This is a genomic window from Serratia sp. SCBI, assembly GCF_000747565.1.
GTDB lineage: Bacteria > Pseudomonadota > Gammaproteobacteria > Enterobacterales > Enterobacteriaceae > Serratia > Serratia ureilytica.
Genome location: NZ_CP003424.1, coordinates 4146967 through 4171387, shown reverse-complemented (window position 1 = coordinate 4171387; position 24421 = coordinate 4146967). Strand labels below are relative to the sequence as shown.

25 protein-coding genes and 1 tRNA gene are annotated in these 24421 nt (G+C 60.6%); 17 read left to right on the top strand and 9 right to left on the bottom strand.

Annotated features, from left to right (window positions below; genetic code table 11):
* Positions 1-17 precede the first annotated feature (17 nt).
* From SERRSCBI_RS19530 to rbsK, 7 genes are read left to right on the top strand one after another with little or no spacing between them, the layout of a single operon-like run.
* Positions 18-1001, top strand: coding sequence for a substrate-binding domain-containing protein (locus SERRSCBI_RS19530; protein WP_042785316.1), 984 nt, complete (start codon positions 18-20; stop codon positions 999-1001).
* A 2-nt stretch (positions 1002-1003) separates the two neighbouring features.
* The gene (locus SERRSCBI_RS19525; protein ID WP_042785315.1) at positions 1004-2521 is read left to right on the top strand and encodes a sugar ABC transporter ATP-binding protein; all 1518 of its coding nucleotides are present in this window, start codon (positions 1004-1006) and stop codon (positions 2519-2521) included.
* Positions 2514-3500 carry an ABC transporter permease gene (locus tag SERRSCBI_RS19520; protein WP_025304132.1) on the top strand — a complete coding sequence of 329 codons (987 nt, stop codon included), beginning with the start codon at positions 2514-2516 and terminating at the stop codon, positions 3498-3500. Before SERRSCBI_RS19525 ends, SERRSCBI_RS19520 begins: the two co-directional genes overlap by 8 nt.
* 10 nt (positions 3501-3510) lie before the next feature.
* On the top strand, positions 3511-4545 hold the full coding sequence (locus SERRSCBI_RS19515; protein WP_042785314.1) for an ABC transporter permease: 1035 nt from the start codon (positions 3511-3513) through the stop codon (positions 4543-4545).
* 30 nt (positions 4546-4575) lie between these two features.
* Positions 4576-5247: a D-allulose 6-phosphate 3-epimerase gene (gene alsE, locus SERRSCBI_RS19510; protein ID WP_033644765.1), complete on the top strand. Its 672-nt coding sequence runs from the start codon at positions 4576-4578 to the stop codon at positions 5245-5247.
* A gap of 10 nt (positions 5248-5257) precedes the next feature.
* Positions 5258-6166: an allose kinase gene (gene alsK, locus SERRSCBI_RS19505; protein ID WP_042785313.1), complete on the top strand. Its 909-nt coding sequence runs from the start codon at positions 5258-5260 to the stop codon at positions 6164-6166.
* A complete protein-coding gene (rbsK, locus tag SERRSCBI_RS19500; RefSeq protein ID WP_042785312.1) occupies positions 6163-7089 on the top strand; it encodes a ribokinase in 927 nt (308 codons plus the stop codon). Before alsK ends, rbsK begins: the two co-directional genes overlap by 4 nt.
* 40 nt (positions 7090-7129) lie before the next feature.
* Here the strand turns inward: rbsK and SERRSCBI_RS19495 are convergent, their stop codons facing one another.
* Positions 7130-7738 carry an HD family hydrolase gene (locus SERRSCBI_RS19495; protein WP_033644771.1) on the bottom strand — a complete coding sequence of 203 codons (609 nt, stop codon included), beginning with the start codon at positions 7736-7738 and terminating at the stop codon, positions 7130-7132.
* Positions 7739-7921: 183 nt separating this feature from the next.
* Between SERRSCBI_RS19495 and SERRSCBI_RS19490 the strand changes: the two genes are divergently transcribed.
* Together SERRSCBI_RS19490 and SERRSCBI_RS19485 are read left to right on the top strand one after the other, a co-directional pair.
* Positions 7922-8596: a hemolysin III family protein gene (locus SERRSCBI_RS19490; RefSeq protein WP_033644772.1), complete on the top strand. Its 675-nt coding sequence runs from the start codon at positions 7922-7924 to the stop codon at positions 8594-8596.
* 150 nt (positions 8597-8746) lie between these two features.
* Positions 8747-9244, top strand: a complete 498-nt coding sequence (locus tag SERRSCBI_RS19485) for a DUF2165 family protein (RefSeq protein WP_042785311.1) — start codon at positions 8747-8749, stop codon at positions 9242-9244.
* A 38-nt stretch (positions 9245-9282) separates the two neighbouring features.
* Here SERRSCBI_RS19485 and ygfZ read toward each other — a convergent pair whose 3' ends face one another.
* Positions 9283-10275, bottom strand: coding sequence for a tRNA-modifying protein YgfZ (gene ygfZ, locus SERRSCBI_RS19480; RefSeq protein WP_042785310.1), 993 nt, complete (start codon positions 10273-10275; stop codon positions 9283-9285).
* Between the two features lie 319 nt (positions 10276-10594).
* Here ygfZ and sdhE point away from each other — a divergent pair, with 319 nt between their 5' ends.
* A complete protein-coding gene (gene sdhE, locus SERRSCBI_RS19470; protein ID WP_019455657.1) occupies positions 10595-10861 on the top strand; it encodes an FAD assembly factor SdhE in 267 nt (88 codons plus the stop codon).
* Complete coding sequence (locus tag SERRSCBI_RS19465) at positions 10842-11264, top strand: protein YgfX (RefSeq protein WP_042785308.1); 423 nt, start codon at positions 10842-10844, stop codon at positions 11262-11264. The genes sdhE and SERRSCBI_RS19465 overlap by 20 nt, the downstream gene beginning before the upstream one ends.
* 65 nt (positions 11265-11329) lie before the next feature.
* On the opposite strand, the gene fldB is transcribed toward SERRSCBI_RS19465, so the two are convergent.
* Complete coding sequence (gene fldB, locus SERRSCBI_RS19460) at positions 11330-11848, bottom strand: flavodoxin FldB (protein ID WP_042785307.1); 519 nt, start codon at positions 11846-11848, stop codon at positions 11330-11332.
* A 106-nt stretch (positions 11849-11954) separates the two neighbouring features.
* Between fldB and xerD the strand changes: the two genes are divergently transcribed.
* The 6 genes from xerD (at position 11955) to SERRSCBI_RS19430 (ending at position 18352) form a co-directional block, all read left to right on the top strand.
* Positions 11955-12854, top strand: a complete 900-nt coding sequence (gene xerD, locus SERRSCBI_RS19455) for a site-specific tyrosine recombinase XerD (RefSeq protein ID WP_033644935.1) — start codon at positions 11955-11957, stop codon at positions 12852-12854.
* A gap of 26 nt (positions 12855-12880) precedes the next feature.
* Positions 12881-13597 carry a bifunctional protein-disulfide isomerase/oxidoreductase DsbC gene (gene dsbC, locus SERRSCBI_RS19450; RefSeq protein ID WP_042785306.1) on the top strand — a complete coding sequence of 239 codons (717 nt, stop codon included), beginning with the start codon at positions 12881-12883 and terminating at the stop codon, positions 13595-13597.
* Between the two features lie 6 nt (positions 13598-13603).
* Complete coding sequence (gene recJ / locus SERRSCBI_RS19445; protein WP_033639478.1) at positions 13604-15337, top strand: single-stranded-DNA-specific exonuclease RecJ; 1734 nt, start codon at positions 13604-13606, stop codon at positions 15335-15337.
* A 168-nt stretch (positions 15338-15505) separates the two neighbouring features.
* A protein-coding gene (prfB, locus tag SERRSCBI_RS19440; protein ID WP_099783420.1) for a peptide chain release factor 2 occupies positions 15506-16604 on the top strand; the annotation gives its coding sequence in 2 pieces (ribosomal slippage) (positions 15506-15580 and positions 15582-16604; 1098 coding nt in all).
* A 9-nt stretch (positions 16605-16613) separates the two neighbouring features.
* Positions 16614-18131 carry a lysine--tRNA ligase gene (gene lysS, locus SERRSCBI_RS19435; RefSeq protein ID WP_004931697.1) on the top strand — a complete coding sequence of 506 codons (1518 nt, stop codon included), beginning with the start codon at positions 16614-16616 and terminating at the stop codon, positions 18129-18131.
* A gap of 147 nt (positions 18132-18278) precedes the next feature.
* Positions 18279-18352 (top strand) — tRNA-Gly (locus SERRSCBI_RS19430).
* 168 nt (positions 18353-18520) lie between these two features.
* Here the strand turns inward: SERRSCBI_RS19430 and SERRSCBI_RS19425 are convergent.
* From SERRSCBI_RS19425 to SERRSCBI_RS19405, 6 genes are all read right to left on the bottom strand, one after another.
* Positions 18521-20518 carry a choline BCCT transporter BetT gene (locus SERRSCBI_RS19425; RefSeq protein WP_033644786.1) on the bottom strand — a complete coding sequence of 666 codons (1998 nt, stop codon included), beginning with the start codon at positions 20516-20518 and terminating at the stop codon, positions 18521-18523.
* A 164-nt stretch (positions 20519-20682) separates the two neighbouring features.
* On the bottom strand, positions 20683-21030 hold the full coding sequence (locus SERRSCBI_RS24325) for a hypothetical protein (RefSeq protein ID WP_232091478.1): 348 nt from the start codon (positions 21028-21030) through the stop codon (positions 20683-20685).
* Between the two features lie 149 nt (positions 21031-21179).
* Complete coding sequence (locus tag SERRSCBI_RS19420) at positions 21180-22412, bottom strand: cysteine desulfurase-like protein (protein WP_042785305.1); 1233 nt, start codon at positions 22410-22412, stop codon at positions 21180-21182.
* The gene (locus tag SERRSCBI_RS19415; protein ID WP_232230725.1) at positions 22409-23023 is read right to left on the bottom strand and encodes a 2OG-Fe dioxygenase family protein; all 615 of its coding nucleotides are present in this window, start codon (positions 23021-23023) and stop codon (positions 22409-22411) included. The genes SERRSCBI_RS19420 and SERRSCBI_RS19415 overlap by 4 nt, the downstream gene beginning before the upstream one ends.
* Before the next feature lie 259 nt (positions 23024-23282).
* Entirely contained in the window at positions 23283-23621 is a 339-nt protein-coding gene (locus tag SERRSCBI_RS19410; protein ID WP_033644790.1) for a hypothetical protein, read from the bottom strand.
* 136 nt (positions 23622-23757) lie between these two features.
* A complete protein-coding gene (locus SERRSCBI_RS19405; RefSeq protein ID WP_042785303.1) occupies positions 23758-24327 on the bottom strand; it encodes an HdeD family acid-resistance protein in 570 nt (189 codons plus the stop codon).
* Between the last annotated feature and the right edge of the window lie 94 nt (positions 24328-24421).

Genomic DNA, 24421 nt, shown 5'->3' with positions numbered 1-24421 from the left:
CTTGTGGAGAGAGAACAATGAAAAAATCCGTACTGGTCGGTCTGTTTGCCTCGCTGCTGCTGTCGGTCTCCGCGCAGGCGGCGGACAAGCTGAAAATGGGCGTGGTGGTGAAGATCGGCGGCATTCCCTGGTTCAACGCCATGGAGGGCGGCATCAAAAGCGAGAGCGCCAAACGCGGCATCGACGCCTGGATGGTCGGGCCGACGGCGGCGGATCCGGCGCTGCAGGTGCGCGCCATCGAGGATCTGATCGCGCAGAAGGTGGACATCATCGGCGTGGTGCCGAACGACGCCCGGGTGCTGGAGCCGGTGCTCAAGCGCGCGCAGGAGGCGGGCATCAAGGTGATCGTGCACGAGTCCCCCGGCCAGAAGTACGCCGACTGGGATTTTGAGCTGGTGGACGCCTCGCAGCACGGGGTCAACCACATGAAAGCGCTGGCCGCCTGCATGAAAGAGCAGGGCAAGTACGCGGTATACGTCGGCAGCCTGACGGTGCCGCTGCACATCACCTGGTCGGACTCGGCCATCAATTACCAGAAGCAGCACTACCCGAACATGCAGCTGGTGGGCGACAAGTTCGGCGTGGGGGAATCGCTGGATGACAGCGTGCGCACCACCAACGATCTGATGGCCAAATATCCCGATCTGAAAGGCGTGCTGGCGTTCGGTTCGCAGGGGCCGATCGGCGCCGGGCGCGCGGTGCTCAACCGCGGCAAAAGCAACGATATCTGCGTCATCGGGCCGTTCAGCCCAGGGCAGGGCGCTTCGCTGGTCAATCGCGGCGCCATCAAGGGCGGTTATATCTGGAACCCGATGGTGGCGGGCGAAGTGTTCGTGCGCATCGCCGACATGATGCACAAGGGCGAAAAAATCACCGATGGCATGACCATCGAAGGCATTGGCAAGGTGCAGGTGGATGCGCAGCAGCACACCATTCTCGGCAACGCCACCGAAAGCCTGGATAAGCAAAACCTGCCGAAGCTGGTGAAGATGGGGCTGTAATCATGGCGATTTCCGGCAATACGGCAACGCGGGGCGCGCCGCTGATCGAACTGCAACAGCTGTCGATGACCTTCGGCGGGCAGCGCGCGCTGAACGATATTTCATTGGCGCTGATGCCGGGGGAGGTGCACTGCCTGGCCGGCACCAATGGCTGCGGCAAGAGTACGTTGATCAAGGCGATCGCCGGCGTGTATCAACCGGATGACGGCAGCCGCATTACCTTCGATGGGCAAACCTTCGGCCGGCTATCGCCGGATCAGGCGCGCGCCTTCGGCATTCAGGTGATCTATCAGGATCTGTCGCTGTTTCCCAACCTGACGGTGGCGGAAAACATCGCCTTTGAGCACAACCTGCACGGGCTATTGGGATGGCACCGCCCGGCGAGGCTGCGGCGCACCGCCGAGCGCCTGCTGCAGGAGCTGAATTTCAATCTCGATCTCGACAAACCGGTGGCGGAACTGCCGATCGCCCAGCGCCAGCAGGTGGCGATCTGCCGCGCGCTGGTGGCGCAGGCACGGCTGGTGATCATGGATGAACCGACCGCCTCGCTGACCCGCACCGAGGTCAATCAGCTGCTGCGCACGGTGGATTATTTGAAAGCGCAGGGCATCTGCGTGGTGTTCGTCAGCCACCGGCTGGACGAGGTGCTGGAGATCTCCGATCGCGTCACGGTGATCCGCGACGGCAACAAGATCGGCACCTGGCCGGCGGCGGAGATCACCGGCGATCGCCTGACCGAATTGATGACCGGCCTGACGCTGGACTATCGCCTGAAGGCACCGAGCATGAATAAGGATCGGGTGATGCTGGAGGCGGATCGTCTCAGCCGCGCCGGGCAGTATCACGATGTCAGCTTCCGCCTGCATCAGGGCGAGGTGCTCGGGCTGTGCGGACTGCTCGGCTCCGGGCGCACCGAGCTGGCGCTGAGCCTGTTCGGCATGACCCGGCCGGACAGCGGCAAGCTTTACCTCGACAGTAAACCGGTGCGCTTTCGCGGCCATGAGGACGCGATCAGGGCCGGCATCGGTTATGTCTCTGAGGATCGCCTGACGCTGGGGCTGGTGCAGCAACAGTCGGTGGCGGACAACGCGGTGCTGGCCATTCTCGATAAGCTGCGCGGGCGTTTTCGCCTGATCGATGATTACCGCAAGAATCGCATCGTCGCGGAGTGGATCGCCAAACTCGGCGTGCGGGTGGCGGATCCGGATCAGGCGGTTTCGACGCTGTCCGGCGGCAATCAGCAAAAGATCGTGCTGGCCAAGTGGGTGCTGACCCAACCGCGGATCCTGATCCTCGACTCGCCGACCGTCGGTGTCGACGTCGGCGCCAAGGCCAGCATCTACCAACTGATCCATCTGCTGGCGCAGGAGGGGATCGCGATTCTGCTGATCTCCGACGAGGTGCCCGAGGTGTATTACAACTGCGATCGGGTGCTGCACTTCAGCGGCGGCAGCGTGATCGGCGAGTACCTGCCGGAGCAGGTGAGCCAGCAGCAGCTGGCGGAGGCGGTTAATGCGTAGATTCAGTCTGAAACCGCGCGGCAACGAAGGCTACCTGGCCTGGGTGCTGCTGCTGACGGTCATCGTCTTTTCGCTGCTCAGCGATCAGTTTTTGACGGTGCAAAACCTGCTCGATCTCAGCGAAAGCTACGCGGTGAGCGGCATATTCGCCCTCGGCCTGTTCGTGGTGCTGGTGACCGGCGGCATCGACATTTCCTTCGCCGCAGTCGCCTCGGTGGTGCAGTACCTGATCGCCACGCTGGCGACGCATTACGGCCTGGCCAGCCCGGCGGGCAGTATTTTGCTGGCGTTGGCGATCGGCGCCGCGCTCGGCATGGTCAACGCGCTGTTGATCTACTGCCTGCGCATCGTCTCGATCATCGTCACCATCAGCATGCAGGCGTTGTTGTTCGGCATGCTGATGTGGCTGACCAACGGCCGCAGCCTGTACGCATTGCCGGACTGGTGGACGCTGCCGCGCAGCGTGCTGCCGTTCCAGCTGGGTGAGCAGAGCTATCAGCTCGGTTTGCCGACGCTGGTGATGCTGGCGGTGGCGCTGCTGACCTGGCTGCTGCTGAACAAAACGCACCTCGGGCGCCAGCTGTTTGCCGTGGGCGGGGATGCGGAATCGGCGCGGCGCATCGGCATTCGCGTCGGCCTGCTGCATCTGTTCGCCTATGGCTATCTGGGCGCGATGGCGGCGATCGGCGGCCTGGTGCAGGTGTATCGTATGGGGGAAGTGGTGCCCAACGCGCTGGTGGGCGGCGAGCTCGACGTGCTGGCGGCGGCGGTGCTGGGTGGTGCCAGCCTGAACGGCGGCAAGGGCAGCGTTGTCGGCACGCTGATGGGCGTGTTCCTGATCGGCGTGCTGAAAAACGGCCTTAACCTGATCGGCGTGTCCAGCTACTTCATGAACGTGGTGATCGGTCTGGTGATCGTCGCGGCGATCACCGTCACTCACTACAAGAAACGCAAAGAAACCGACGTTGGTTTCGCCTGAGGAGCGCTTGATGGGCAAGAACCTGAAATTTCGTCTGGACGGGGCCGCCGTCGGTTTGCTGGCCTTGCTGCTGGCGGTGGTGCTCGCCTTCAGCCTGCTGATGCCGGGGCGCTTCTTCAGCGGCGCCACCTTCACCAGCGTGGCCTTCCAGCTGCCGGAGCTGGGCCTGCTGACGCTGGCGATGTTCATTCCGATCCTCAGCGGCGGCCTGAACCTGTGCATTATCGCCAGCGCCAACCTGACCAGCCTGCTGATGGCCTGGCTGTTCATCAGCTACCTGCCGGCGGACGCCGGGCTGGGCTTGCAGGCACTGTGGCTGGCCTTGGCGCTGGCGGCGGCGATGCTGCTGGCCGGGCTTATCGGCGCGGCGACCGGCGCACTGGTGGCCTACGTCGGCGCGCACCCGATTCTGGTGACGCTGGCCACCATGACCACGGTCAACGGCATCGGCATCTACCTGACGCGCGGCGCAGCCCTGAGCGGCATGCCGGAGATCGTGCGGTTTATCGGCGCCGAGAGCGTGCTGGGCGTGCCGGTGCCACTGTGGATCTTCCTGGTGGTCGCCGCCTTGCTGGCACTGTTCCTGCAGAAAACCCGGCTCGGCAAATGCATCTACATGAGCGGCAGCAACATCAACGCCACCCACTTCAGCGGCGTGAATACCCATCGGGTGCTGATCGCCATTTACACCCTCTCCAGCCTGCTGTGCGTCATTGCCGGGCTGGTGATGATGGCGCGCTTCAACTCGGCGCGCATGGGCTACGGCGACTCTTACCTGCTGCTGACGGTGCTGGCGATCATTCTGGGCGGCACCGATCCGTTCGGCGGTTTTGGCCGGGTCAGCGGCGTGGTGCTGGCGCTAATCGTGCTACAGGTGATCGCGACCGGTTTGAATCTGATGAACGTCAGCCCGCATTTCAGTCTGGCGATGTGGGGCGCCGTGCTGATCGCGGTGCTGGCGCTGAAGTTTTTCCGGCATCGCTATCGGCAGCGGCGGGCGATGCGCCGCAGCGCGGCCCAGGCCAGAACCGCGGCGGGCCACTGATCCTTTTCCCTTTTGCGCAGGATAACGCTAATGAAATACCAGATTTCGCCTTCACTGATGTGCATGAACCTGATGGATATCCGCCAGCAATTGGCGGTGCTGAACCGCCGCGCCGATATGCTGCATATCGACATCATGGACGGGCATTACGTTAAAAACATCACGCTGTCGCCGTTCTTTATCGAACAGATCCGCCCGCACACTTCGTTGTTGCTGGATGTGCATCTGATGGTGGAGAACCCGACCGACTTTATCGAGCCAATCGCCCGCGCCGGCGCGGACTTTATCTGCCCGCACGCTGAAACCATCAACCGCGACGCGTTTCGGGTGATCAATCAAATCCGCGCGCTGGGCAAAAAAGTGGGGGTGGTGCTGAACCCGGCCACGCCGGTGGAGTTTATTCGTCACTACCTTCACCTGCTGGACAAGGTCACCGTCATGACCGTCGATCCGGGCTATGCCGGGCAGCCGTTCATTCCCGAAATGCTGGAAAAGATCCGCCAATTGCGCGATCTGAAAAGCCAACAAAATCTGCGCTATCTGATCGAGATCGACGGATCCTGCAACCAGCGCACTTACCGCGATCTGATGGGCGCCGGTGCAGAAGTGTTGATCGTCGGCAGCTCCGGGCTGTTCAATCTCGATCCGGATCTGGAGACGGCATGGGAAAAAATGCTGGATCAGATGCGGCAGGCGGCCTGAGGCGGGGGACATGATGCGGTATTTTCTTGGCGTTGACGTCGGCGGCACCAATACCCGCCTGCTGTTGATGGATGATGAAGGTGAATTCAGCGGTTACCGCAAGATAGCGACCGCCGACTGGGCGCGGCAGGCCGATCCGCTGGCGGTGTTGGGCCGGCTGATCGCCGGACATTGCCAAGATCGTCAGGTGGCGCAGGTGATGCTGGGGCTGCCGGGGATCCTCAGCCGCGATCGCTCGCGGGTGCTGTCGCTGCCGTTTATCCCGGCGCTGGACGCTCAGCCGGTGGCGGCGCTGTTGGCCGATTTGCTGGCGCTGCCGGTGCGAATGGACAAGGACGTCAATCATCTGCTGTGGTGGGATCTGCAGCAGCTGCCGGCGTTGCCGCAGGTGGCGGTCGGGCTGTATCTGGGCACCGGCATGGGCAACAGCCTGTGGCTGAACGGCGATTTTTACCACGGCGCGCACGGCGCCGCCGGCGAGCTGGGGCACATTCCCTGGCCGGGCCATCAGGGCGAATGCCCGTGCGGTAAACGGGGCTGCGTCGAGAGTCTGACGTCCGGTCACTGGCTAACCGGCTGGGCGCGCGCCAACGCGGCGCAAACGCCGTTTGACCGGCTGTTCGAACGCCACGGCGATCATCCGGATCTGCAGCGCTTCGTCGAGCGATTGGCGCAGACCATCGCCGTCGAAATGAACGTGATCGACCCCCAGCGCCTGATCCTGGGCGGCGGCGTGATCGCCATGCGCGGTTTTCCGCTGGTGCGGCTGGAGCAAGAGATCCGCCGTCATCTGCGCGCGCCGCAGCCGGCGCAGGGGCTGACGATCTCCGTCAGCCGCCTCAGCGATGAAACCGGCAGCAAAGGCGCCTGTCTGGCCGCCCGGCGCCACCTCCAATTGAGCAGGGAGTACCAGCAATGAAAGGCAAAGTCTGCGTGTTCGGTTCGTTCAACCTGGATATCGTCGCCGGCATGGCGCGCTTTCCGCAGCCCGGCGAATCGCTGATCGCCCGCAACAGCATGATGGGGGCGGGCGGCAAGGGTGCCAACCAGGCGACCGCCGCGCTGCGCGCCGGAGCGCGGGTGCATTATATCGGCAAGGTGGGGCGCGACGACTTCGGCACGTTCGCCCGGCGCCACCTCGCCGCCGCCGGTTTCGATGCGGTGACGCTGTTCTCTACCGGCGATTGCCCCACCGGCAATGCGCTTATCTACGTTGCCGGCGAGGATGCGGAAAACATGATCGCCGTCGATCCCGGCGCCAACCTGACGGTCAGCGAAGACGAGGTGCGTCAGTGCCGGCCGGCGATCGCCGCGGCGGATATTCTGCTGACTCAATTGGAGAACAACCTGCCGGCGATCGAGCAGGTGATCGCCATTGCCCGCGAAGCGCAAACGTTCATCATACTCAACCCGGCGCCGTTTCAGCCGGTGCCGGACAGCCTGTTGGCGCAGGTCGATCTGCTGACGCCCAACGCCACCGAGTGCACGTTGCTGACCGGCGTGCCGGTGCGCGATGTGGCTTCGGCGCGCCAGGCAGCGCAGGTGTTGCACGCCAAGGGCATTCGTTTGCTGATCGTGACGTTGGGCACGCAAGGGGCGTTGTTCTCGGACGGGGAAAACAGCGAACTGATCCCGGCGTTTCCGGCACAGCCGAAAGACACCACCGGCGCGGGGGATGCGTTTAACGGCGCCCTGGCGGCGCAGTTGGCGAATCAGGTGCCGTTAGCCGAGGCGGTGCGCTTCGCCGCCGCCTATGCGGCGGTCTGCGTGGAGCGCGCCGGGGCGGCGGGATCGATGCCGAGCTATGAGGAGGCGTTGGCGCGCCAACGGGCGTTTGCTTGACGATAACGGGCTGCGGCGCGGAGGCGGCAGCCCGGTTCCCTTATTTCAACCAGCCTTTGCGCTGCGCGTCCCGCAGATGTTGCTCCAGGTGGCGCCACAGCTCGGGATGCACGTCGGCGATCGCCGCATTGCGCGACAGTACCTGCTCCAGGCTGATGCCGTTTTCCACCCAGCTCTGGCCTTCGTTGTGCAGGTTCATCAGCATCGGCATGGTGCGATCCAGCAGCAAGGCGAAGCGGGCATCGGCGCTTTCGCCCTCTTCATACTCCTGCCATAAAGCGGTGAAATACTCGCGCTGTGTCTGCGGCAGCATGCCGAACAGACGGCGCGCCGCCGCCACTTCCTGATCGTGGATCGCCGCGCGGGCGGCCAGATCGTAGACCAGTACGTCACCGGCGTCGATTTCCACGATGTCATGCAGCAGCGCCATCTGGATCACGCGCTGAATGTCTACGTCATCACCGGCGTACGGGGCCAGGCTCATGGCGGCGATGGCGAAGTGCCAACTGTGTTCGGCGGAGTTTTCCTGGCGCTGGGTGCCCAGTACTTTGGTGCGGCGTTGCACGCCTTTCAACTTATCGATTTCCATCAGGAACTGGATGGCCTGGGTCATTGAACCGAAATCTAACGCGGGTACAGCGGATGACATGGTGTAAACCTCAAGGTGGGTGGGTTGAAGCCTGACGATTGTAGACCACCTGGCAGGGGATTTCGATGGTTACACGCGTTCACATTTTTATTTTAGCGTACACGTGTACACTGGAATTATTCTCAGTTAAGCTGCTTTGCGTTAATTTCGAATAAAGCAGGGCATTTTGAGGGGTTGCGCGTTATGGGGAAAACGGACGTAGTGAAAGCCGGGACCAATAAGATTGTCGCCGCGGCTTATCCGTGGGCGGAAGAGATCGCCAACAGCATCAGCCACGGCATCGGGCTGGTGTTCGGCATCGTCGGCCTGGTGTTGCTGTTGGTGCAGGCGGTGAATACCGGCGCCGATGCGACGGCCATCACCAGTTACAGCCTGTACGGCGGCAGTATGATTCTGCTGTTTCTCGCTTCCACGCTGTACCATGCGATTCCGCACCAGAAGGCCAAGCATTGGCTGAAAAAGTTCGATCACTGCGCCATTTATCTCCTGATTGCCGGCACTTACACGCCGTTTTTGCTGGTGGGGCTGGATTCGCCGCTGGCGAAGGGATTGATGGCGGTAATCTGGGGGTTGGCGCTGCTCGGCGTGCTGTTCAAACTGGCCTTCGCCCACCGTTTTGAAGCCCTGTCGTTGGTGACCTACCTGACGATGGGCTGGCTGTCGCTGATCGTGATTTATCAGTTGGTCACGCGGCTGGAGGCCGGCGGCGTCACGCTGCTGGCGATCGGCGGGGTGGTCTATACCCTGGGCGTGATTTTCTACGCTTCCAAGCGCATTCGCTTTGGCCACGCCATCTGGCACGGCTTTGTGCTCGGTGGCAGCGCCTGCCATTTCATGGCGATCTACCTGTACGTCTAAGCGTTGCCGCTACGTCTGAATGCGTATTGAACTGGCGCCTCTTTTGTTTTAAAAAAGAGGCGCTTGCTTCTTTCGGGTATCCAGCAAGCCCGTTCCTTCATTTCTGAGCCCGCATACCGTTTCTTTAACCTCTGTTCAGGACTCACCAAGATGATCGTTCGCTTATCCAAAGCGCTGCTGGTCTGCGCTATCGCCTTGTTCGCTTCGCTGGTCGCCTTCGGCAACATCACCGACTACGGCTCCAACTTCGCCTTCGTGCGCCATGTCTTTATGATGGACACGATTTTCCCCGACGCCACCATCGGCTATCGCTCGATACAGACGCCGTGGCTGCATCACGCCGGTTATATTTTCATCATTGTGCTGGAAAGCCTGACCGCGCTGCTGTGCTGGATCGGCGGCCTGCGACTGTTGGGCGGCCTGAAACTGCCCGCCAGGGCCTTTAACGGCCGCAAAAAGCTGGCGGTGGTCGGCCTGACGCTGGGCTTCCTCACCTGGCAGGTCGGTTTCATGTCGATAGGCGGCGAGTGGTTCGGCATGTGGATGTCGAAGCAGTGGAACGGCGTTCCCGATGCCTTTCGTTTCTTCATCACCATCATTTTGGTGCTGATTTATCTGGTGCAGCGCGACGGGGAGTTGGACGAGTAACGAAGATGGCCGCAGGCAGGGCGCCTGCGGCCGACGAATTATTTCTCTTCGGCCAGCGAGTAGGGCAACGGTTTGATCGCCAACTGGCTGGCGACATCGTCGCGCACCCGCAGCTTGCTGTCGGCGTCCAAATCGTTGTTCATTACCACCTGCACCCACAGCGTGCCGTCGGCCAATTGGCTCGACGCCAGTACGGTGCCGGTGCGGCGCCAGTTTTCACCCAGCTGCAGCTCCAGATCTTCCGCCGCCTGCGGGGCGCGAGCGGCTTTACCTTCCAGCCAGTAGAGCGCGCGTTTGTTTGCGCCGCGGAATTTGGCGCGCGCCACCATCTCCTGGCCGGTATAGCAGCCCTTGCTGAAGCTGATGCCTTCCAGCGCCTGCAGGTTGGTGGCCTGCGGGATCAGCTGCGCGCTGTTGGCGGCGTCGATAATCGGATAACCGGCTTCGATCTCCAGCGCCAGCCACTGGCTGCTGTCATTCAGTTCCGCCTGATCATGCAGTTTGCCGATCAGCTGTTCGGCCACGGCGGGGCGGGTCACCAGCAGAAAACGTTCCGCCGGCGCAGCGAAGTGCAGCAGCGTGGTTTCGCCTTCCTGCACCACCGGGTGCTCGGCACTCGGCAGCGTGGCGAACAGGCCCGCCAGCGCGGCGCGCGCCTGGAAACCGGCGACCCCCAGCAATACCGCGTCATTATCGGCGGCGATGGTGACTTTGGAAAACACCGCATATTTTTTGATTTCAGCCAGTTGGCTGTCCAGCACGCTGCGGCGCTCCAGATAGGCGAAGCCTTCGCCACGGTGGAACAGACGCAGGTTGCTCCACATTTTGCCCTTGGCGTCGCAGTGGGCGCACAGCACGTGTTGATCGGCCGCCAGCGCGTCGATGTCCGCCGTCACCTGGCCCTGGAGATATTTCACCGCGTCCGGCCCGTTCAGCGTCACCAGCGCCCAATCTTCCAGCGAGATCAGCGTCAGGGGCAGATGGGTGGAAGCGGAGGGCTGACGGGGTGGGAATGGAATGTTATGCGCCATAGTAAGTTCCTGCTCAACGTTTAGCTTACCTGAAGGGTATTGAACCCATGGTAAAAGAGGCGGCGGGCTTTGCAAACTGTTATTCGCGCCGCGGCGCCGGGGGCGCTTTTTTTGGCATTTTGCGCTTTATTGCGTTTTCCGCCACAAAGCGCCTTCCCGGCGTGTATGTCAAATTGTTACTCTATAGGCTTGCGGCCAGGGCACCCTTGCAGACAGATCCCCGGTTGATGGAATTATATTGCGACGGCGTTGCCATACAGTGTGTCATTTGAACCCTGCGCTGGCGCTGCCGCGCTGAAAAGAGGTGAGTCATAACAACATGGATATTAACAACAAAGCACGTATTCACTGGGCTTGCCGTCGTGGCATGCGCGAGCTGGACATCTCCATCATGCCGTTCTTCGAATACGAATACGACAGCCTGAATGACGCGGACAAGGCACTGTTCATCCGTCTGCTCGAGTGCGACGATCCCGATTTGTTCAACTGGCTGATGAATCATGGCGCGCCGCAGGACAGCGAGCTGCAAAGAATGGTGACCCTGATCCAAACGCGAAATAAAGATCGTGGCCCAGTGGCGATGTGATATCCGCATTTCCTGGCGCACCCAGCTGTTCTCTCTGTTGACCCACGGCGTCCTGATCCTGCTGATCCTGATTTCGCCCTGGCCGGAAGGCTTTGGTCCGCTCTGGCTGGTGTTGCTGACGCTGGTGGTGTTTCAGTGCATTCGCAGCCAGAAGCGCATCGCTGCGGTGCAGGGTGAACTGCGGCTGCTGGCGGACAGGCGTTTCAGCTGGCACGGCCGAGAATGGCGGCTGGCGAAAAAGCCCTGGATGCCGGGCTACGGCCTGCTGCTGACGTTACAGCCTATGGAGGGCAAAAAGCGCCGTCGGCTGTGGCTGGCTTCCGACTGCATGAGCAAAGAGGAGTGGCGCCACCTGCGGCAGCTGTTGCTGTATCCGCCGGCGGGTGACGGCGAACAAGACTGATAGGGGGCGCCGGCGCGAATCATTCCGCCGGCGCTCGGCGTTTGGGGAAGATCGCCCGATAGCGGCTACAGCAGCGGCTCCATCTCCAACAGGATCTGTTCGCACCATTGCTGCAGGCGCTCTTCGCTCAGATCGTATTGGTTGACCTCATCGAGCGCCAGGCCGACGAAGTGTTTGCCGTCGGCGCTCAGCGGTTTGGGGCTGGTGAACTCGAAGCCCTCCGTTGGCCAGAAGCCGATGAACTGCACGCCCAGCGGCGCGATGTGATCGTGCAGCATACCCAGCGCGTCGAGGAACCACTCGCCGTAACCGAACTGATCGCCCATGCCGTACATGGCGACGATCTTGCCTTTCAGATCCAGCGCCGGCAGCTGCGGCCAGATCGCTTCCCAGTCTTCCTGCAGTTCGCCGAAATCCCAGGTCGGGATGCCGAGGATGAGAATGGAATAGTCCTCCATCAGCTTGGGCGAGACGTCTTTCAGGTTGTGCAGGTCGACCAGGTCTTCACCCAGAATCTCACGGATTTTTTCTGCCGCCATCTCGGTGTAGCAGGTGCTGGAGCCGTAAAACAGACCAATCTTCATGTGTAAACCGTTACGTTGCTGTTTAGAGAATTGCAGCGAGTATACCTGATTTGCGTCGGCTTAAGGCATAATGGCGCGGGTGGAAATGCAACGAAGAGAGGACCGCGTGCAACAGCAAGACAATGCGCTGATTGAACAATTCCTGGATGCGCTGTGGCTTGAGCGCAATCTGGCGGAAAATACGCTGGCCTCCTACCGGCTGGATTTGCAGGCCCTGGGCGCCTGGCTTGGCCAGCAAAACACCGACTTGCTGCAGGCTCAGGCCTTGGATCTGCAGGCGTTTCTCGCCGAGCGGGTGGACGGCGGCTACAAGGCCACCAGCTCCGCGCGCTTGCTGAGCGCCATGCGTCGCCTGTTTCAGTATCTGTACCGCGAAAAGCTGCGCGCCGACGATCCCACCGCACAGCTGGCTTCCCCGAAGCTGCCGCAGCGTTTGCCGAAGGATCTGAGCGAGGCACAGGTCGATGCGCTGCTGCAGGCGCCCTGCGTCGATCAGCCGCTGGAGCTGCGCGACAAGGCGATGCTCGAGGTGTTGTACGCGACCGGGCTGCGGGTCTCTGAGCTGGTGGGGTTGAACATCAGCGATGTCAGCCTGCGTCAGGGCGTGGTGCGGGTGATCGGCAAGGGCAACAAGGAGCGGCTGGTGCCGCTGGGCGAAGAAGCGGTCTACTGGATCGAAAATTATCTGGAGCACGGTCGCCCGTGGCTGGTCAACGGCCAGACGCTGGATGTACTGTTCCCCAGCAACCGGTGTCAGCAAATGACCCGACAGACGTTCTGGCATCGCATCAAACACTATGCCATCCTTGCGGGCATCGACAGCGAGCGTCTGTCGCCGCACGTGTTGCGGCACGCGTTCGCCACCCATTTGCTGAACCATGGGGCCGATCTCCGTGTCGTACAGATGTTGTTAGGCCACAGCGATCTCTCGACCACGCAAATTTATACTCATGTAGCGACCGAACGACTGAAACAGCTACATCAACAGCATCACCCGCGCGCCTGAGCGGCGGGTTCGAAAGGATTGGAACAATGAAAAAAGGTTTAATGCTGCTCTCTCTGCTGGTGGCTTCGGTGGCCGGCGCCGCTCATGCCGATGACGCGGCGATCAAAAAAGCGCTCGCCAGCCTGGGCATTCAGCAGGCGGACGTGCAGCCTTCGCCGGTCAACGGTCTGAAAACCGTGCTGACCGACAGCGGCGTGCTGTACGCCTCCGAAGACGGCAAGCACATCCTGCAGGGCCCGCTGTTCGACGTCAGCGGCAAAGAGCCGGTCAACGTGACCAACCAACTGCTGAGCACCAAGATGGAAGCGCTGAAAGATCAGATGATCGTTTACAAAGCGCCGAAAGAGAAACACGTGATCACCGTGTTCACCGATATCACCTGCGGTTACTGTCACAAACTGCATCAGCAGATGAAAGAGTACAACGATCTGGGCATTACCGTGCGTTACCTGGCGTTCCCGCGCCAGGGGCTGGCTTCCCAGGCTGAAAAAGACATGCAGTCGATCTGGTGCACCGCCGACAAGGCCAAGGCGTTCGACGCCGCCATGAAGGGCGACGCCGTTTCTCCGGCGACCTGCAAAACCGACATCAGCAAGCATTACGAGCTGGGCGTGCAGTTCGGCATTCAGGGCACGCCGGCCATCATCCTGGAAAACGGCATGATGATCCCGGGCTATCAGGGGCCGAAAGAGATGGCCGCCATGCTGGACGCGCATCAGGCCGCCACCAAAGCCGGTGGTTAATCGCCGGTGAGTATCAAAACGCAACTACGCCGCCGCCCGGCGGCGGACGACACGCATCTTCCCGCCAGTTTGCCGCCGCTTCTGCGCCGGCTTTACGCCCTGCGCGGCGTGCAGGCTGAGCAAGAGCTGGAGCGCGGCGTTAAGGGCATGCTGCCCTGGCAACAGCTGGACGGCATCGACGACGCCGTCAGCCTGTTGCAGCAAGCGCTGGCCGACGGTCGCCGCATCATGGTGGTGGGCGATTTCGACGCCGATGGCGCCACCAGCACCGCGCTGACGGTGCTGGCGCTGCGCAGCATGGGCGGCGCAGCCGTCGATTATCTGGTGCCTAACCGTTTCGAAGACGGTTACGGCCTGAGCCCCGAAGTGGTGGAGCAGGCGGCGGCGCGCGGCGCAGAACTCATTGTTACCGTCGATAACGGCATCTCCTCCCACGCCGGCGTCGACGTGGCGCACGCCAAAGGCATGCAGGTGCTGGTGACCGATCACCACCTGCCGGGCGAGACCCTGCCGGCGGCTGAAGCGATCGTTAACCCCAACCTGCGCGGCTGCGCCTTCCCGTCCAAATCGCTGGCGGGGGTAGGCGTGGCGTTCTACCTGATGCTGGCGCTGCGCGCCCGGCTGCGGGACAGCGGCTGGTTCGAGCAGCGCGCGCTGGCGATGCCGAATCTGGCGGAACTGCTGGATCTGGTGGCGCTCGGCACCGTGGCCGACGTGGTGCCGCTGGACGCCAACAACCGCATTCTGGTGTATCAGGGATTAAACCGCATCCGCGCCGGCAAATGCCGACCGGGCATCCGCGCGCTGCTCGAAGTGGCCAACCGCGACGCCCGCCAACTGGCGGCCAACGATCTCGGTTTCGCCCTCGGCCCGCGGCTCAACGCCGCCGGCAGGCTGGACGACATGTCGATCGGTGTGGCGCTGCTGCTGAGCGACGACATCGCGCAGGCGCGCATGCTGGCCAACGATCTCGATGCGCTGAACCAGACGCGACGCGAGATAGAGCAGGGCATGCAGGTGGAAGCCCTGCAGCTGTGCGATCAGCTGGAGCGCACCAGCACCGAGCTGCCTTACGGGCTGGCGATGTATCACCCGGAATGGCATCAGGGCGTGGTGGGCATCCTCGCTTCGCGCATCAAAGAGCGTTTCCACCGTCCGGTGATCGCTTTCGCGCCGGCGGGCGACGGCATCCTGAAAGGCTCCGGCCGTTCGGTGCCCGGCTTGCACATGCGCGACGCGCTGGAGCGGCTGGATATGCTGAACCCCGGGCTGATGATGAAGTTCGGCGGCCACGCGATGGCGGCCGGGCTGTCGCTGGAAGAGGCTAAATTCGACGAGTTCCGCCAGCGTTTCGGCGAGCTGGTGGGCGAATGGCTCGATCCGGCGATGTTGGAAGGGGTGATCTGGTCCGATGGCGAACTGGCGATGCAGGAGCTGTCGTTGACGACGGCGGAGCTGCTGCGCGAGGGCGGCCCGTGGGGCCAGGCGTTCCCGGAACCGACCTTCGACGGCAAGTTCCGCATCCTGCAGCAGCGGTTGGTGGGTGAGAAACACCTGAAGCTGATGGTGGAACCGCTTGGCGGCGGCCCGTTGCTCGACGGCATCGCGTTCAACGTGGACACCACGCTGTGGCCGGACAGCAGCGTGCGCGAAGTGGAACTGGCCTACAAACTCGACGTCAACGAGTTTCGCGGCAACCGCAACGTGCAACTGCTGATCCAGCACCTTTGGCCGCGCTGAGGCGAAATTGAACACAACTCGGGGATTGGGCTCTCCAATCCCCGGCATCCTTCCCGATCGCCACAAAAACTGACCAACTCGCTATAAACTGCCGCCCGGATCCGTTAGAATTAGCGGTTCCAATGGCATTCCGCCATCGACGACATCAACGTAAAAGAACGCAAAACCATGTTTGAAATTAACCCGGTAAAAAACCGAATTCAGGACCTGTCCGAGCGGACTGCGGTTCTTAGGGGGTATCTTTGACTATGATGCCAAGAAGGAACGCCTAGAAGAAGTCAACGCCGAGCTGGAGCAGCCGGACGTTTGGAACGAACCGGAGCGCGCACAGGCGCTCGGCAAAGAGCGCGCCGCGCTGGAAGCCATCGTTGAAACCATCGATCACCTGCAGCAGGGCAGCGAAGACGTCAGCGGTCTGCTGGAGCTGGCGGTGGAAGCCGACGATGAAGAGACCTTCAACGAAGCGGTCGCCGAACTCGATCAACTGATCGCCAAGCTCGAGCAGCTGGAATTCCGCCGCATGTTCTCTGGCGAATACGACAGCGCCGACTGCTATCTGGACATTCAGGCCGGCTCCGGCGGCACCGAAGCGCAAGACTGGGCCAGCATGCTGCTGCGCATGTACCTGCGCTGGGCCGAAGCCAAGGGCTTCAAGACCGAAGTGATCGAAGAGTCCGACGGCGACGTTGCGGGCCTGAAATCGGCCACCATCAAGATCATCGGCGACTACGCGTTCGGCTGGTTGCGCACTGAAACCGGCGTTCACCGCCTGGTGCGCAAGAGCCCGTTCGACTCCGGCGGCCGTCGCCACACCTCGTTCAGCTCGGTGTTCATCTACCCGGAAGTGGACGACGATATCGACATCGATATCAACCCGGCGGATCTGCGCATCGACGTGTACCGCGCCTCCGGTGCGGGCGGTCAGCACGTCAACAAAACCGAATCCGCCGTACGTATTACTCACCTGCCAACCAACATCGTGGTGCAGTGCCAGAACGATCGTTCTCAGCATAAGAACAAGGATCAAGCGTTTAAACAGCTGCGAGCCAAGCTGTACGAGTTTGAGATGCAAAAGAAAAATGCTGATAAACAGGCGATGGAAGACAACAAGTCCGACATCGGCTGGGGCAGCCAAATCCGTTCTTACGTGCTGGATGACTCCCGCATCAAGGATTTGCGCACCAACGTCGAAACGCGTAACACGCAGGCCGTACTGGATGGCGACCTGGATAAATTCATTGAGGCAAGTTTGAAAGCCGGGTTATGAGGAATAGAAATGTCTGAACAACAAGTACAGGGCGCCGATCAGGCGCTGGATCTCAATAACGAGCTGCAGTCCCGCCGCGAGAAACTGGCCGGCCTGCGTGAGAACGGCATTGCGTTCCCGAACGACTTCCGTCGCGACTCCACCTCCGACAAACTGCACGCCGCGTACGGCGATAAAGACAACGAAGAGCTGGAAGCGCTGGGCGTAGAAGTGACCGTCGCCGGCCGCATGATGACCCGCCGCATTATGGGCAAGGCATCCTTCGTTACGCTGCAGGACGTGGGCGGCCGCATTCAGCTGTACGTCGCGCGCGACGATCTGGCTGAAGGCGTGTACAACGAGCAGTTCAAGAAGTGGGACCTGGGCGATATCCTCGGCGCGCGCGGCAAGCTGTTCAAAACCAAGACCGGCGAACTGTCGATCCACTGCACCGAACTGCGTCTGCTGACCAAAGCGTTGCGTCCGCTGCCGGACAAATTCCACGGCCTGGCGGATCAGGAAACCCGTTACCGCCAGCGTTACCTGGATCTGATCGCCAACGAAGAGTCGCGCAACACCTTCAAGGTGCGTTCTCAGGTGATGTCGGCTATCCGTAACTTCATGGTGGAACGCGGCTTCATGGAAGTCGAAACCCCGATGATGCAGGTGATCCCGGGCGGCGCGTCGGCGCGTCCGTTCATCACCCACCACAATGCGCTGGATATCGACATGTACCTGCGCATTGCGCCGGAACTGTATCTGAAGCGTCTGGTGGTCGGCGGCTTTGAGCGCGTGTTCGAAATCAACCGCAACTTCCGCAACGAAGGCGTTTCTCCGCGTCATAATCCAGAGTTCACCATGATGGAACTCTACATGGCTTACGCGGATTACAAAGACCTGATCGAGCTGACAGAGACGCTGTTCCGCACCCTGACCGAGAAAGTGCTGGGCACCTCTCAGGTGCAGTACGGCGACGAAGTGTTCGACTTCGGCAAGCCGTTCGAGAAGCTGACCATGACCGAGGCGATCAAGAAATACCGTCCGGAAACCGATCTGGCTGACCTGGCCGACATGGGCAAAGCGGTGGCCATCGCGGAATCCATCGGCATCAAGGTTGAGAAGAGCTGGGGCCTGGGCCGCGTCGTGACCGAGATCTTCGAAGAAGTGGCGGAAAGCCATCTGATTCAGCCGACCTTCATCACCGAGTACCCGGCTGAAGTGTCGCCGCTGGCGCGCCGCAATGACGTGAACCCGGAAATCACCGACCGCTTCGAGTTCTTCATCGGCGGCCGTGAAATCGGCAACGGCTTCTCCGAGCTGAACGACGCCGAAGACCAGGCGCAGCGCTTTGCCGATCAGGTGAACGCCAAAGACGCCGGCGACGACGAAGCGATGTTCTACGACGAAGACTACGTCACCGCGCTGGAGCACGGCCTGCCGCCGACCGCCGGTCTGGGCATCGGCATCGACCGCATGGTGATGCTGTTCACCAACAGCCACACCATCCGCGACGTGATTCTGTTCCCGGCGATGCGCCCGCAGAAATAATCGCGTTTAGCGTGCAACAACCGGTGCGGGCAACTGCGCCGGTTTTTTTTCGTCTACGAGACTTAACCGCTTAAAACATCGACAGTTACGCGCCATCTTCGCTTGCCCGCCGCCGATAACCGGTTATAATGCCTGTCGCACACCGATGCGGGTGTAGTTCAATGGTAGAACGGCAGCTTCCCAAGCTGCATACGAGGGTTCGATTCCCTTCACCCGCTCCAGTACCCCCTCATAAAAGCATCCTGATTCTCCAAAACGTTACCCCAACCCAATCCTTTGCACATGTAAGCATTATTTCTGGTCGCCCGCCATCCCACCCGCATCATCAGCGCCGCAGGGAGGAAGGCAGGGCAAAAAAAATGCCGCCCCAGGGGACGGCATGTCGGCATTCAGCGCACCAGATGCAAGAAATGCAGATGCTTTTCGTACTGGTCGAGAATATCGTTGATCAACTGCTCCTGATTCCAACCCATGACATCGTAGTTCTGGCCGCCTTCTTTCAGGTAGATCTCCGCGCGATAATATTTGTGCTGCTCGGCTTGCTGTTCATCATTATCCAGCCCGGCCAGGGCGAAGGTCGGCGAGCTGTAGCCGCGCAGTCTGACTTCATAGATAAAGTTAAGCTCATCGCCTAAATCAACCTCGAAACGAATGCGATCTTCCGCGCCGGTGTTGATGCTGCTGAGCGTGCCTTGCTTACTCAGCTCCTCCTGCACCAGCGTCATGGCCGACTGGATGACTTCGTCCATAAAGCGCTTAACCAGCGAGCGCTTTGGCAGATAAGCGATATTACGCAGCCTGCGCTGCCAGGGGATAGGATTGCGGGCGGCGGTAGGAGCGATGGTGGCCATATTCTGGCTGTCGCGCTTGGTCAGATCCCGACGCAGCGCCTTAAGCAAACCGTAAATGGATATCAGCAAGATGGCCGAGAAAGGCAGCGCGCTGGCGATGGTGACGGTTTGCAGCGCGCTGAGCCCCCCGGCGATCAGCAAGGCGATGGCGACGATGCCCATCAGCGACGCCCAGAAAATGCGTTGCCATACCGGCGTGTTGCTGGAGCCGCCCGAAGCCAGCGTATCCACGACCATGGCGCCGGAGTCGGCGGACGTGACAAAAAAGACGATAACCATCGCCATGGCGATAAACGAAAGCACGCTGGAGAATGGGAAATGCTCCAGGAAGTTAAACAACGCCAAGGCCACGTCTTGTTGTACCGTAGCGGCGAGATCTGTCGCGCCCTTTTCCATGATGAGGTAAATGGCGCTGTTGCCGAACACGGTCATCCACATGAGGGTGAAGCCGGCCGGGACGAACAGCACGCCCGTGACAAATTCGCGGATGGTTCGGCCGCGGGAAACCCGTGCGATGAACATCCCGACGAAAGGCGACCAGGAGAGCCACCACCCCCAGTAGAGCAGCGTCCATCCGCCTAGCCAGTTGCTGGATTTGGGTTCATAGGCATACAGGTTGAAGGTTTTGCTGACCAGCTCGGACAGATAGCCGCCGGTATTTTCCACAAAGGATTTCAACAGCAAAACGGTTGGCCCCAACAGCAAGACCAAGGCCAGGAGCAACAGCGCCAGGCTGAGGTTCAGCTCCGACAGAAAGCGTATGCCCTTCTCCAGCCCGGAAACCACGGAAATGGTGGCCAGCCCGGTAATCACCACGATTAATATCACCTGAACGGTTTCGTTGATTGGCACGCCAAACAGGTGGTTAAGCCCGGCGTTGACCTGCAATACGCCATAACCCAGCGAGGTCGCGACCCCGAATACGGTGCCGATGACGGCGAAGATATCGACGGCGTGGCCGATAGGGCCATAAATGCGATCGCCGATGATCGGATAAAGCGCGGAGCGCAGGGTCAACGGCAGGCCATGCCGATAGCTGAAGAAGGCCAGAATCAACGCCACGATGGCGTAGATCGCCCAGGCATGCAGCCCCCAGTGGAAAAAGGTCAGGCGCATGGCCTGTTTGGCCGCCTCGATGCTCTCGGGCGTGCCGACCGGCGGCGAGAGATAGTGCATAACCGGTTCCGCCACGCCGAAGAACATCAGACCAATGCCCATCCCCGCCGAAAACAGCATGGCAAACCAGGAGTGGTAGCGAAAATCGGGTTGCGCATGATCGGGGCCAAGTTTGATGTCGCCGTAACGAGAAAGCCCCAGAAACGTCACGCTGAGCAATATGAGCGCCACGGCCAAAATATAAAACCAGCTGGCGTTGGTGAAGATTTGTTGCTGCAGAAGCTTGAAGTTTTTGTCAGCGACGTCGGGGAAAAAGGCGGCGAAGGCGACCAGAAGAAAAATGAGGACTGCAGAGGTGAAGAATACCGCTTTGTTGATATGGCTTTGCGGCTTATTTAAGGAGGTGTCTTTCTCACTCATAAATTGATTTATTCCATTTGTTTGATTATCGCCCTGAATGGAGGAAAGGTGGTGACTGTAATATCGTAGCAAAATAGTCGGGCTGGCGCAGGAGGCCGACGCCGCTCTATAGAGCGGAATTACCGCTGTCTCTGTGCGGTAATTCCGAATAATTCACGTTGCCGTTAGTTAAATAAAAAGGCCAATAACCCCGTCACCTTATTCTTATTTTCCCATCCCTCCAATTTCATGCAGGCATTAACGTGTTCTTTTCTGCGCATTTCATTGCGGTCCGAAGGAAAAACGACGCCGTGAGTATTGGGGATATCCGCGCCGTTGATATTCATGGAGGAAAATACAGGCGAGCGGGTGTCTAAAGACTGGCTCACGGGATAGCGTTGTTCGGCTTCTTGTCGGCAGCTTGCTCTGGCGGCTTCAAGGGGTGTCGGAGCCGCCGTTTGCGCTTCCCACTTTTCCGGCGTGGCGCAGGAAGACATCATCAACGCGGCGGTGATAACGGCATATTTTCTCAACGTAAAAATCCCTTTTCAAAAAAATCCCGCCTATTCTACCCAACCCCTCAAACAGGGGGAGCGTTATTCACGTTTAACGCCTCCGGCGAGACGCACGGCTATTTATGCGGTGTGGCCCGCCGGAAAACCGGGCGGGCCGTTATGGCGCATTAACCGAGGATCTCCTCGGCGAGTATTTCAAACAGCGTATCGATCTCATCAAGGGTGTTGTAGTGCATCATGCCGATGCGCAGCACGCCGCCGTCCTGCAGCCCCAGTTGCTGAATCAGGCCCAGCGCATAGAAATGTCCGCTGCCGGCGCAGATGTTGTGGTGCCCCAGCCGTCGGGCGATCGCGTCGGGCGCCTGGCCGCTGAAGGTCAGGGCGAAGGTCGGCGTGCGGCGTGCGCTGTCCGCCTGCGGATTGCCGTAGAGCCGCACGCCGTCGAGTTGCTGCAGCCGTTGCAAAAAGTGGCGGCACAGCGCCTCTTCATGCCGGTGGTAGGCGGCGAAGCTCTCCTGCAAGCGCTGCCTTAACGGCGCGTCGGGCGTGCCCCACTGCGCCAAATACTCGATAGCGGCCGCGACGCCGGCCAGCGCTTCGAAGCTCTGCGTGCCGGTCTCGAAACGGCCGGGGCCGACGTCAGTGGCCGGCTCGACTTTGTACGGCCGCAGGCGCTGCAGCCACTGCGGCGCGATGTAGGCCATGCCGACGTGCGGGCCAAAGAATTTGTAGGCGGAGCACACCAGGAAGTCACATCCCAACGCCTGCACGTCGATCAGGTTATGCGGCGCGTAATGAACGGCGTCGACATACACCTGCGCGCCCACCCGATGCGCGGCTTCAACGATGGTTTTGATATCGACGATGCTGCCGGTGACGTTGGACGCGTAGCTGACCGCCACCAGACGCGTGTTGGCATTGATGCGCGCGCACACTTTTGCCGCGTCGAGAGAGCAATCGGCGCTCTCCAGCGCTATCTGATGCACCACGGCGCCTTTGTCGGCGGCGGCCTGCTGCCAGCTGGAGACGTTGGCGTAGTGATCCAGCGCGGTGACGATGACCTCATCGCCGTCCCGCCAATCGCGACTGATGATGCGGCTGAGATGAAAGGTCAGCGTGGTCATGTTCATGCCGAAGACGATGTTGTCGGGCGACGGCGCATTTAACAAGGCGCGCACCGATTCGCGCGCCTGGCCCATCACCTCGCCGGTAACCCGGCTGGAGAAGTAGTGCCCGCCCAGGTTGGCGTTGTACTTCCCCAGATAGTCGGTCATTTTTTCCAGCACGCCCCGGGAAACTTGCGCACCGCCGGGGCCGTCGAAAAAGATCGCCGGTTTGCCGTCGATCTGCCGGGACAGGGCGCTGAACTGGCGTCGGGCGAGCTCGGGGGTAAAGGTCATGCTTTCTCTCCCCGAGCGGTGAGGACGAAGAGATCCAGATAGCCTTCTTCATTCGGGCTTACGGTATTGATCGGCGTGGCGTTGTGCCACAGTTTACTGTCCGCCAACAGCACGGCTTCACCGTCTGCCAGCGCTTTTTTGAAGAAAGGATCGTGGCGGCTGTCGTCGTACAGCATGATTTCGCCGCCGACGATATTGTGGCGGTGAATGGCGATCATCGCGATATGGTCGAAACCGTCCTGGTGAATGCCTTCCGGCGCCACCAGCGTATCTTTTTGGATGGCGACCACGCGCATCTGGTGGATCTCTATCTCGGCGCCTTCCGGCAGTTCGTTATTTTCGGCAAACAGGTTGCACATCTCCGCCATGCCGGCGCTCTGCAGCACGGCGCTGTCGATAGGCTCGAAGCGGCGCACCACGTTGCCCTGGAAATGGTTGATCTGATCCGACTGCATGAAGGTGCGCGGCCCTACTTCGGCGATGTTGGAGTTGAGGTATTTCACGACGGAATAACGGCGCAGGCGATATTTGCCGTCGGCATGTTGCGTGTGGGGCAAGGAAGAAAATGAGGGCATCAGCTCTTGGGTGGCTTGCGGGCTTAGTACAGTCATACTTATTACGTTTTCGTGTTTCTGTAACATAATCACCTCTAATAATAATAATTTCTGATGTTGTAGGGGGTAATTCGATTGAATTGTAGACGACTCTATAACCAACGCAATGTGGGGTTGGCGAGGTGTGATGGCGGTCGTAAAGTGGGGAGAGCGCAAAAAGATAACGTGGCGAAAAGTCGGCTGGTGCGGCGGTGAAACGGCGCGGCATCTTGCCCGCACCGGCAGGTATCAAGCGATGGGCGCGCGGCCCTCGTGTTCAGAATGTCTCGAAATAAAGCTCGCGCAACAGCCAGGAGATTTCGTTATTGGTGCGGTTCAGGACGTCTATTCTGTGAACCCCTATCGCTTCTGCGCGCAGGTCAAGCAGCAGGTTGCGAATCTGCCGGAATAACGGGGTTTGCGGGTTGGGTTTGGCCAACTGCTGTCCACACAGTTTGATACCGGCGTCGCAGCCGGTGGCGATGTCCGTCAGGCAGCACGGGCAAGCGGTTTTTTGGCGCGCCATATTGCGGCATTGTTGCCCGATTACCTGGTTGAAGTGGCGTAATTGCAGGCAGACTTCCCGCGAGTTCAACGGTTTGGAATGGGTTGTCATCGGTTTCAGCTCCCTTGTCTTCGCCTATATTGGCACTTACCGATGAAGATAACCACGGACAAGCTGAGGGGGTATCGCCTTGTTTTGTTTGCAAATGGGGAGGGGGTGGCGGCCCGCCGTCGGCGGGCCGTTACGATCAGGCGCGTTTAAACAGATTCGCCGCCTGGAACAGGGCAAAGGAACTGACCAGCATCTCGATGCCGACGATCGCCGTCACCAGCGTCACCGACGCCGCCGGGCCTGAGCCGATCAGCATCCAGGCGATGATCAAATCGAGCACGCCGATGACGAACTGCAGCCAGTTGCCCGGCAGGCCGCGGCGCATATAGCCTGCCGCCAGGCGCGCGATGCCGCCGAGCGCAAACAGCACGGCGAGGTAGATCGCCAGCGCCAGAATGCCCGCCAGCGGGCTGGTGATGAACACATAGCCGATAATCAGGTAGGCCACGCCCAGCAGAATGCCGCCGATCATCGGCCAGGTATTCTGCGCCCGGTTGGCTATCATGGCGATAATCAGCCCGGCGCCGCTCAACAGCAGCAGGACGCCCACCACGATGCTCAGCGCTGCGCCGGAGGCGAAAGGATTCACCAGACACAGTATGCCGCCCGCCAGCAGCAGGAAGGCGATGATCAGCAGGGTGGTGCGTTGCTTTTTGAGCAGGTCTTCGCTCAGGAGGGGCAGATTATTGCGGTCGAGGTTCAACATGACAGTACTCCATTTCGTCGTTGGGTAATTAATCAGTCATCCTTACCTGTTTAGCATAGACCGTCTGGGGGTTTTTGACTGACCCGGCGCAAAT